General features: G+C 73.4%; 8 protein-coding genes and 1 pseudogene. 4 read left to right on the top strand and 5 right to left on the bottom strand.

The genetic code is table 11. The features are described 5' to 3' along the window. Nucleotides 1-483, bottom strand: a 483-nt coding sequence (locus ACWCSD_RS39025) for a TetR/AcrR family transcriptional regulator C-terminal domain-containing protein (protein WP_449922452.1), incomplete at its 3' end; no start/stop codon positions are given. A gap of 52 nt (nt 484-535) precedes the next feature. Between ACWCSD_RS39025 and ACWCSD_RS39020 the strand changes: the two genes are divergently transcribed. Continuing rightward, nucleotides 536-2,110, top strand: a complete 1,575-nt coding sequence (locus tag ACWCSD_RS39020; RefSeq protein ID WP_449922450.1) for an ATP-binding cassette domain-containing protein — start codon at nt 536-538, stop codon at nt 2,108-2,110. Here ACWCSD_RS39020 and ACWCSD_RS39015 read toward each other — a convergent pair. Beyond that, entirely contained in the window at nt 2,107-3,318 is a 1,212-nt protein-coding gene (locus ACWCSD_RS39015) for an ROK family transcriptional regulator (protein ID WP_397164367.1), read from the bottom strand. The genes ACWCSD_RS39020 and ACWCSD_RS39015 overlap by 4 nt on opposite strands. Nucleotides 3,319-3,533: 215 nt before the next feature. On the opposite strand from ACWCSD_RS39015, the gene zwf reads away from it, so the two are divergent. The 3 genes from zwf (at nt 3,534) to glk (ending at nt 7,940) form a co-directional block, all read left to right on the top strand. Continuing rightward, the gene (gene zwf, locus ACWCSD_RS39010; RefSeq protein WP_387645503.1) at nt 3,534-4,937 is read left to right on the top strand and encodes a glucose-6-phosphate dehydrogenase; all 1,404 of its coding nucleotides are present in this window, start codon (nt 3,534-3,536) and stop codon (nt 4,935-4,937) included. Continuing rightward, nucleotides 4,934-6,886: a phosphogluconate dehydratase gene (edd, locus tag ACWCSD_RS39005; protein WP_397164365.1), complete on the top strand. Its 1,953-nt coding sequence runs from the start codon at nt 4,934-4,936 to the stop codon at nt 6,884-6,886. The genes zwf and edd overlap by 4 nt, the downstream gene beginning before the upstream one ends. 88 nt (nt 6,887-6,974) lie before the next feature. Beyond that, nucleotides 6,975-7,940: a glucokinase gene (gene glk, locus ACWCSD_RS39000; RefSeq protein ID WP_358292894.1), complete on the top strand. Its 966-nt coding sequence runs from the start codon at nt 6,975-6,977 to the stop codon at nt 7,938-7,940. On the opposite strand, the gene ACWCSD_RS38995 is transcribed toward glk, so the two are convergent. The 3 genes and pseudogenes from ACWCSD_RS38995 to ACWCSD_RS38985 form a co-directional block, all read right to left on the bottom strand. Then, nucleotides 7,885-9,171, bottom strand: coding sequence for an FAD-dependent oxidoreductase (locus ACWCSD_RS38995; protein WP_449922454.1), 1,287 nt, complete (start codon nt 9,169-9,171; stop codon nt 7,885-7,887). The two genes, glk and ACWCSD_RS38995, sit on opposite strands and share 56 nt — an antisense overlap. Nucleotide 9,172: 1 nt before the next feature. After that, nucleotides 9,173-9,574: an SgcJ/EcaC family oxidoreductase gene (locus tag ACWCSD_RS38990; protein WP_358295174.1), complete on the bottom strand. Its 402-nt coding sequence runs from the start codon at nt 9,572-9,574 to the stop codon at nt 9,173-9,175. Nucleotides 9,575-9,585: 11 nt separating this feature from the next. Then, nucleotides 9,586-9,882 (bottom strand): annotated as a pseudogene (locus ACWCSD_RS38985) (acyl-CoA dehydrogenase); the annotation flags it as partial.

The following is a 9,882-nucleotide window of genomic DNA, read 5'->3' as shown; positions in this document are numbered from 1 at the left end:
GTCGCGGCGCTGCCAGGTGACCTGCATGATGACCGAGCCCATGACGTAGTTGGACAGGCTGTAGGCGGCCTGCGGGCCGTCCAGGCCGGCCCCGGACAGGGTGCGGTAGAGGAACTCGGTGCGCTCCAGGGCGTGGGGGCCCATGAGCGGGCGGTCGAGGATGGTGGCCGACCAGGAGTGGCGCAGCAGGGCGGCGCGCCAGCCGTCCATCAGGTCGCGCGCGGCGGCCTGCCAGTCGTCGTGCCCGCCGGGGAGCGGCACCTCGCCGAAGACGGCGTCCAGCGCCAGGTCCAGGACGTCCTCCTTGGTCCGGACGTGCCAGTAGAGGGTGGTCGAGCCCGTGTCGAGGCGTTCGGCCAGGCGGCGCATGGTCAGCCCGGCCACGCCCTCCTCGTCGAGCAGCGCGACGGCCTCGGTGACGATCCGGTCGAGCGTCAGCCTCGGCTTGGCGTCCTTGCGGGGGCGAACCCAAACGTTGTCCACCCGACGGATAATACGGTGTACGCGAACCGGATCGATGGTCTAGTAATGGAACATGGGTCATATCGAGGTGAGCGGCTTGACGTACCTGCTGCCGGACGGGCGTCCGCTGCTGCTGGAGGCGTCGTTCAAGGTGGGCGACGGCGCCAAGGCGGCGCTGGTCGGCCCCAACGGCGCGGGCAAGACGACGCTGCTCCGGCTGATCGCGGGCGACCTGCGGCCCGACGACGGGCGCGTCACCACCGGCGGCGGCGTCGGGGTGATGCGGCAGTTCCTCGGCACCGGCAGCGTGCGCGACCTGCTGCTGGGCGTCGCGCCCGCGCGGGTCCGGGCGGCCGCCGCCGAGCTGGCCCGCGCCGAGACGGCGATCGGGCTGCGCGACGACGAGCCCCGGCAGCTCGCCTACGCCCAGGCCGTCGCCGACTACGCCGACGCGGGCGGCTACGAGCTGGAGGTGGTGTGGGACGCGTGCGCGACCGAGGCGCTCGGGCTGCCGTACGAGCAGGTCGCCGGCCGGAGCCTGGCCACGCTGTCCGGCGGCGAGCAGAAGCGGCTGATGCTGGCGGCGCTGCTGCGCGGCCCCGACGAGATCCTGCTGCTCGACGAGCCGGACAACTACCTCGACGTGCCGGCCAAGCAGTGGCTGGAGCGGGCGATCAGGAGCTCGGCCAAGACCGTGCTGCTGGTCTCGCACGACCGGCGGCTGCTGGCCGAGGCGGCCGATCGGATCGTCACCGTCGAGGGCCGCGAGGTGTGGGTGCACGGCGGCGGCTTCGCCGGGTACGCCGAGGCCCGCAGGCGGCGCGGCGAGCGCCTGGAGGAGCGGCGGCGGCGCTGGGAGGACGAGCGGGCCCGGCTGCGCCGGCTGGTGCACGTGCTGCGGCAGCGGTCGGCGAACAACGACGCGCTGGCGGGGGCCTACCGGTCGGCGGTGTCCCGGCTGGAGCGCTTCGAGCGGGCGGGGCCGCCTAACCGGCCGCCGAAGGAGCAGAACGTACGGATGCGGCTGCGCGGCGGGCGCACCGGGAAGCGGGCCGTGACGTGCGAGAACCTGGAGCTGACCGGGCTGGTGCGGCCGTTCTCGGCCGAGGTGGCCTACGGCGAGCGGGTCGGCGTGCTCGGCCTGAACGGCACCGGCAAGAGCCACTTCCTGCGCCTGCTGGCCGGCGAGCCCGTCGCGCACACCGGCGTGGCCCGGCTGGGCGCCCGCGTCGTCCCCGGCCATTTCGCGCAGACCCACCTGCGGCCCGACCTGCACGGACGGCCCATCGGCGAGCTGGTGACGGAGACGTTCGCGCTGACCAGGAACGACGCCATGGCCGCGCTGGCCCGCTACGAGCTGGCGCCGGCCGGCGGGCAGCGGTTCGAGACGTTGTCCGGCGGCCAGCAGGCGCGGCTGCAGATCCTGCTGCTGGAGCTGTCGGGGGCGACGCTGCTGCTGCTCGACGAGCCGACCGACAATCTCGACCTGGCCAGCGCCCAGGCGTTGCAGGAGGGCCTCAACGGCTTCGCGGGAACGGTGCTGGCGGTCACGCACGACCGCTGGTTCGCCGACGACCTGGACCGCCACCTGATCTTCGGCGCGGACGGCGTGGTGCGGGAGAGCCCCGAACCTCGCTGGGACCTCTAGCCGGCGCCGGCCAGGCCGCGCTCGCGGCGCAGCGTCGAGACCGTCATCGTCTCGTCGACCGCCTCGGGCGAGAGCACGTGGTCGAGCACCATCACCGCGCAGCCGCTGATGCCCGCGCCCGCGCCGAGCCGGCTCGGCTCGATGCGCAGCCGCCGGGTGGCCAGGGCGGTGGAGCGGCGGTAGACGACCTCGCGGATGCTCGACACCAGCGGGCCGAACGCCTCGGCCATGTCGCCGCCGAGCACCACGACCGAGGGGTTGAGGATGTTGACCGCCCCGGCCAGCACCTCGCCGATGCGGCGGCCGGCCGTGCGCACGATGGCCATCGTCTCGGCGTCGCCCGCGCGCACCAGCGCGGTCACGTCGGCGATGGTGCCGACGTCCTTGCCCGCCTCGCGCAGGTCGCGCAGCAGCGCGGTGCCGCTGGCGACGGAGTCGACGCAGTCGGTGTTGCCGCAGCGGCACAACACGCCGCCGCCGTCGAGCACGGGGATGTGACCGATCTCGCCGGCCGCGCCGAGCGCGCCGCGCAGGATCTCGCCGCCGGCGATCACGCCCGCGCCGATGCGGGTGGAGACCTTCACGAACATCAGGTCGCCGAGGTCGGGGTAGGCGCCGCGGTGCTCGCCGATGGCCAGCACGTTGACGTCGTTGTCGACGAGCACCGGCACGGGGAACCGCTCGCGGATGATCGGCGGGATGACCACGCCGGTCCAGGAGGCCATCACCCGGGCGCTCTCGGTGCGGCCCTGGGCGAACTCGACGGTGGCGGGCACGCCCATGCCGACGCCCCTGACGCAGGAGCCGGGGCGGTCACCGAGCAGCTCGTCCCAGGTGTCCATGAGCAGCGGGAGCACGACGTCGGGGCCCTGCTCGACGTCGATGAAGAAGTCGCGGCCGGCCAGCTCGCGCCCGGCCAGGTCGCAGACCGCGACCCGGGTGCGGCTCGCGCCCAGCGCGGCGACCAGGACGACGCCGCCCCCGGCGTTGAACTCCAGCCGGACCGGCGGCCGCCCGCCGGTCGAGGGGGCGTCGGTGCGCTCGACGACCAGGCCGCGCTCGAGCAGCTCGCCGACGCGCAGTTGCACCGCCGGGCGCGACAGACCGGTCACCCGGCCGAGGTCGGCGCGCGTGACGGCCTCACCCGTGCGGATGAGGCGGAGCACCTCGCCACTCGTGGCGAGGGTCGCGGCGGTACGTCGAGGCATCGGCCCAGTGAATCACATGGGCTTCGGTAATGAAAAGTGAAGACTTTTTCATCTCAGATGCCAAAACCCTGCTTGTGCACGACCCAAACTCTCGTTAGTGTCCGTTCTGTCCTTGCTTGGTAGATCAACGGAGCTTCGCCTTGTCCCCCCTCTCGACCGCCAGCCCCGCCCATACCGCCGATCTCGTCGTCTTCGGCGGCACCGGCGACCTGTCCATGCGCAAGCTGATCCCGGCGCTCTACCACAGCGACAGGGACGGCCGGCTGTCCCCCGAGACCCGCGTCATCGCCATGTCCCGGGGCGGGCTGACCGACGCCGACTTCCGCGGCAAGGTGGACGCCGAGGTACGCGACCAGGTCCCCGTGGACGACCCCGCCGTCTGGCAGCGCTTCCTGGGCCGCCTGCACCACGTCTCGGTGGACGTCGGCGGCGAGGACAAGTCGGGCTGGGGCGCGCTGACCAGGCTGCTGGCCGGTCACGAGCAGCGCGACCGGGTGTTCTACCTGGCCAGCCCGCCGATGACGTTCGGCCCCTTCTGCCGCGAGCTGGAGGAGGCCGGCCTGGTCACCCCGCTGTCGCGGGTGGTGCTGGAGAAGCCGCTCGGCCGCGACCTGCCCAGCGCCCAGCGGATCAACGACGAGGTCGGCGCCATCTTCGACGAGCGCCAGATCTTCCGCATCGACCACTACCTGGGCAAGGAGACGGTGCAGAACCTGCTGGTGCTGCGCTTCGCCAACGCCTTCCTGGAGCCGATCTGGAACTCGTTGTGGATCGACCACGTCCAGATCACCGCCGCCGAGACCGTCGGCACGCCGGGACGGCGCGGCTACTACGACCACGCGGGCGCGCTGCGCGACATGGTGCAGAACCACCTGCTCCAGCTGCTCACGCTGACCGCGATGGAGCCGCCGTCGCGCAACGACCGCGAGTCCATCCGGGACGAGAAGGTCAAGGTGCTGCAGTCGCTGCGGCCGATCGTGGGGACCGAGGTGGACCGGTTCACCGTGCGCGGCCAGTACACCGAGGCCGGCGGCATGCCGTCCTACCTGGACGAGCCCGCCTCCACGCCGACGACCGAGGCCTCGCGGCGGGTGGAGACCTTCACCGCGATCCGGGCCGAGATCAAGAACTGGCGCTGGGCGGGGGTGCCGTTCTACCTGCGGACCGGCAAGCGCATGCCGTACCGGCGGTCGGAGATCGTGGTGCAGTTCAAGGACGTGCCGCACTCCATCTTCCCCGGCGGCACGCCGAACCGCCTGGTGCTGCGGCTGCAGCCCGAGGAGGGCATCGAGCTGCACATCATGGCCAAGGAGCCGGGCGCGGGCGAGGTGACGCTGAAGCCGGTGCCGCTGTCGCTCAGCTTCGGCAAGACGTTCACCGCGCGGGTGCCGGAGGCCTACGAGCGGCTGCTGACCGACGTGCTGGCGGGCAACCCGACGCTGTTCATGCGGCGTGACGAGGTGGAGGCGGCCTGGCGCTGGATCGATCCGATCCTGGCGGCCTGGGAGTCCTCCGCCGACCTGCCCGAGCCCTACCCCGCAGGAACCACCGGCCCCGCCGGGGCCCACGAACTGCTCGGCCGCAGCGGTCGCGCCTGGCACGAGGAGGAAGACCTGTGAATTCCGTCATCCAGGAGATCACCGATCGGATCGCCGAGCGCAGCGCGGCCAGCCGTACCGCCTACCTGGCGCGGATCCGGCGCGACGGCGAGGCGGCGCGGGCCAAGGGCCCGGCGCGCGCCCACCTGGGCTGCGCGAACCTGGCGCACGGCTTCGCCGCCGCCTCCGACGAGGACAAGCTGATCTTGCGCGGTGCCGGGAGCGCTGCCAAGCCCGGCGTGGCGATCGTGACCAGCTACAACGACATGCTCTCCGCTCACCAGCCGTACGAGACCTACCCGCCCGAGCTGAAGGCGGCGGTGCGCAGGGCGGGCGGCGTGGCGCAGGTCGCCGGCGGCGTGCCCGCGATGTGCGACGGCATCACGCAGGGCCGCGCCGGCATGGAGCTGTCCCTCTACAGCCGCGACGTGATCGCCATGGCGGCCGCCATCGCGCTGTCGCACGACATGTTCGACTCGTCGCTGCTGCTGGGCGTCTGCGACAAGATCGTGCCGGGCCTGTTCATCGGGGCGCTGCACTTCGGGCACCTGCCGGCGATCTTCGTGCCGGCCGGGCCGATGACCTCCGGCCTGCCGAACAAGGTCAAGGCGCGCACCCGCCAGCTCTTCGCCGAGGGCAAGGTCGGACGGGCGGAGCTGCTGGACGCCGAGGCCGAGTCCTACCACTCCCCCGGCACCTGCACCTTCTACGGCACCGCCAACTCCAACCAGGCGCTGATGGAGGTCATGGGCCTGCACCTGCCCGGCTCGACGTTCGTCAACCCGCACACCGAGCTGCGGCACGCCCTGACCGCGGCGGCCGGCCGCCGCGCGGTGGAGATCACCGCCCACGGCCCGGAGTACACGCCGATCGGCGAGCTGGTGGACGAGAAGTCGATCGTGAACGCCTGCGTGGCGCTGCTGGCCACCGGCGGCTCCACCAACCACACGCTGCACCTGGTCGCCATGGCCGCCGCCGCGGGCATCGTGCTGACCTGGGACGACCTGGCCTGCCTGTCGCGCGTCGTGCCGTCGCTGACCAAGATCTACCCCAACGGCCAGGCGGACGTGAACCACTTCCGCGACGCCGGCGGCATGCAGGTGCTCATCGGCGACCTGCTGGACGAGGGCCTGCTCCACGGCGACGTGCTGACCGTCGCCGGCCCCGGCCTCGACCGCTACCGCGAGGCGCCCTCGCTGGTGGACGGCGAGCTGGTCTGGGAGCCGGTCACGGGCGGCAGCAAGGACCGCGACGTGCTGCGCCCGGTCGCCGAGCCGTTCTCGGCCGACGGCGGCATCCACATGGTCGAGGGCAACCTCGGCCGGGCCGTCAGCAAGGTGTCGGCGGTCAAGCCGGAGCACCTGGTGATCGAGGCCCCGGCCAAGGTGTTCGACGACCAGCTCGACCTGCTGCGCGCCTTCGAGGCCGGCGAGCTGGACGGGCAGGACTTCGTGGCCGTCATCCGCTACCAGGGCCCCAGCGCCAACGGCATGCCCGAGCTGCACAAGCTCACGCCGCCGATGGCGGTGCTGCTCGACCGCGGGCAGCGGGTGGCGATCGTCACCGACGGCCGCATGTCGGGCGCGTCGGGCAAGGTGCCCGCGGCCATCCACCTGTCGCCCGAGGCCGCCGACGGCGGGCCGATCGCGATCGTCCGCGAGGGCGACGTGATCAGGCTCGACTCGGCCGCCGGGACGCTGGAGCTGCTGGTGCCCGCCGAGGAGCTGGCCCGGCGCACGCCCGAGGGCCGGCCGCTGAGCGACGCGGAGTGGGTCGGCACGGGACGCGAGCTGTTCGCCACGTTCCGCCGCATGGCCGGGCACGCCGAGCAGGGCGCCGGGATCTTCGGGGTGAGCGGCGCCGAGTCGCCGCACCACGGCCCCGGGCTGGGCTTCCCCGCCGAGGCGGGCGCCTCGCACCTGGAGAGCGGCGCGCCCGTGGGCACGCGGGCCGCCGGGCTGGGCCGGTGAGCGTCCGTGGCATCCTTCCGGTGACGACGGCGTGCGATCTCGGCACCGTCGTCGTGGGCATCGGAGGCGTGAGCATCGGAGGTGTGGGATGAGTGCCTTTGACCTTCCCTGGCTGGTCGCCGACATCGGGGGGACCAACGCCCGGTTCGGGCTGGTCACCTCGCCGCAGGCCCGGCCGTCGAACGTCGCGGTGCTGGCCGGCTCCGCCTACCCCACGCTGCCCGACGCCGTCGACGCCTATCTCGCCGAGCACGCGGGCGGGGCGCGGCCGGGCGCGGCGTGCCTGGCGCTGGCCGGGCCGATCGACGGCGACCGCTACCGGCTGACGAACTCGGCGTGGGCCGGGTCCGTACGCGACCTGGGCATCCCGTACGCGGTGCTGCTCAACGACTTCGAGGCCCTGGCCGTGTCGCTGCCCCACCTGGAGGGCCCCGACCTGGTGTCCCTGGGCGGCCCCGAGCCCTCCCACGGCGTCAAGGCCGTGCTGGGCCCGGGGACCGGGCTCGGCGTCGGCGGGCTCGTGCCCACGGACCGGGGCTGGACGCCCGTCCCGGGCGAGGGCGGGCACGTCACGGTGCCGGTGATCGACCGGCGCGAGCTGGAGATCGTCCGGGTGCTGCAGGCCGAGGGGCTGCCGCACGTCGTGGCCGAGCACCTGCTGTCCGGCCCCGGCCTGGTACGCCTGCACCGGGCGCTGGCCAAGGTCAACGGCGTGACCGCGCCCGACCTGAACGCCTCCGACATCGTGGCCCGGCTCGACGACTCGCTCTGCGCGGAGACCGTCGAGGTGTTCTGCGAGATGCTGGGCAGCTTCGCCGGGAACGTGGCGCTCACCCTGGGCGCCAGGGGTGGGGTCTACCTGGGCGGCGGAGTGCTGCCCCGTATCGTGGAACGGGTGCGGACCAGCGGCTTCCGTGCCCGGTTCGTCGGCAACCCCGACATGCCCGGATACCTGGAGGCGATCGCCACCACGCTGATCGTCGCGCCCCAGCCGGCGCTCACCGGCGCGGCCGCCTGGCTGCGCGCGCGGGCCACCACCGAACTCGTGGGCTGAGGCCCACCCTGATCACCACGCGGGCCGCCGCTGCGTGCAGGCGCGCCATGTAGGCGTTGCCGATGCGCACCTTGGCGGTACGCCGCCCCTCCACCCCGGGGAAGGCGAGGTCGGCGCCGGCGGAGATGTCCCACGGGACGTCGATGACCCGCGAGATGTCCCGGAAGAAGGCCCGCCAGGGCGGTACCGCGCCCGCCTGGAGGTGCTCGCGCAGGATCATCGCCTCCATGGCGGCGACGGTCATGCCCTGCCCGTAGACGGGGTTGAAGCTGCACACGCCGTCGCCCAGCACCAGCAGGCCGTCAGGGAAGGCGGGCAGACGCTCGTAGCGGCGCCGCACGCTGGCCGGGAAGGTGAAGGTGACGCCCTCGTCGAGCGGCTCGGCGTCGCGGACGGCGTCGTAGACGTCGGGCACGGGCAGGGACTTGGCGAAGGCGAGGAAGCCCTCCAGGTCGGCCGGCGGGTGGTCGCCCAGGATGCCGGTGAGGGAGAGCATGCTCATGTCGCCGGGCAGCTTGGGGAAGAACGCGCCGCGCGGGTTCGCCGGCGAGGCGACGGGGTTGATCGACAGGTCCTCGCCGTACGGGTCGCGGCGCAGGCGGAAGTGGCGGGTGGTGTAGGCCAGGCCGATCTTGACGCGGTCCTCGTCCGGCCGGGGGAAGCCGAGCTCCTGGAGCCAGGCGGGGGTGCGCGAGCCGCGGCCCGTCGCGTCCACCAGCAGGTCGCAGGCCAGGTGCTCCTCGACGCCGTCCGTCCCGCGGACGCGGACGCCGGTGACCCGGTCGCGGGCCGGGGTCGCGGTCGGCCCGAGGATGTCGGTGCGCTCCAGGAAGCGCACGTTGGGCAGGGCCGAGACGCGGTTCCTGACCTGCTCCTCCAGGACGGGCCTGGTGGCCGAGACGCTGATCAGGCCGGTGGGGGCCGGGCGCAGCCGGCGGCCGTTGAAGTACCAGCGCAGGCTGGTGGCCAGGTCTCCGGCGGGCACCCCGTCGTCGATCATCTGCTGGGTGAGGCCAGGGAACAGCTCGTCCAGGATCTGCTGGCCGCGGGCCAGCAGGGCATGGGCGTGGCAGCCGTGCGGCACGCCCCGGCGCGGGCCCGCCGCGCCGGTCAGCGTGTCCCGGTCCACCAGCAGGACCTCGGCGCAGTGCTCGGCGAGCACGCGCGCGGCCAGCAGCCCCGCCATGCCTCCACCGAGCACCACCGCGCGCTGTGCGACGTGAGCGGCCATCTCAGTCACGCGGGCTGTTCTGGTAGGCGGCCAGCTTCCACTGCCCGTCGCGGCGGACGGCCAGCCAGGAGGCGCGGACCGCGCGCTCGGGGGCGACCTCGCTCTCGCCGGCCGCCAGCACGCCGCCCTCGGTGGTCAGCAGGCAGACGTCCTCCGCCAGGAAACGCAGGTCGATGGGCTGCCCGGTGACCTGGGTGCCCTGGTACGGCCCGGCGAAGGCGTGGGTCATGAAGGCGCGGATCTCGGCCTGGCCCTTGCGGTACACGCCGGGCAGGATCATCGAGCCGTCCTCGGTGAAGACGGCGGCGAACGCCTCGGCGTCGTGGGCGGCCCAGGCGGCGATGATCTGCTGCGGCAGGGCGGCGACGGCGAGGGTCTGGTCGGGGGCGGACACGGTGGTCATGGCGATCTCCTTCAGATGTAGAGGGTGTCGGGTTCGAGGCCGCACAGAATCCGCCCGTACAGCTCGGCGTTGGTGTTGGGGTGCATGAGGGCGTGCTGGTTGACGGCGTGCACGTCGCGGGCGATGCGCTGGATGGGCACGTCGCTGTAGATGGAGGAGCCGCCGCTGGCGGTGGCCAGGATGTCGACGGCCTCCTTGGCCAGGCGGCAGACGGCGCCCATGTCGGCGCGGGCGCGGACGCGCTCCTCGATCGTCCACTGGGCGGAGTCGGCGTCCTTGGCGTCCACGGTGGCGGACAGGCGGTGGGC

Source organism: Nonomuraea sp. NPDC001684, from assembly GCF_053596515.1.
This window is presented reverse-complemented; position numbering and strand designations above follow the sequence as displayed.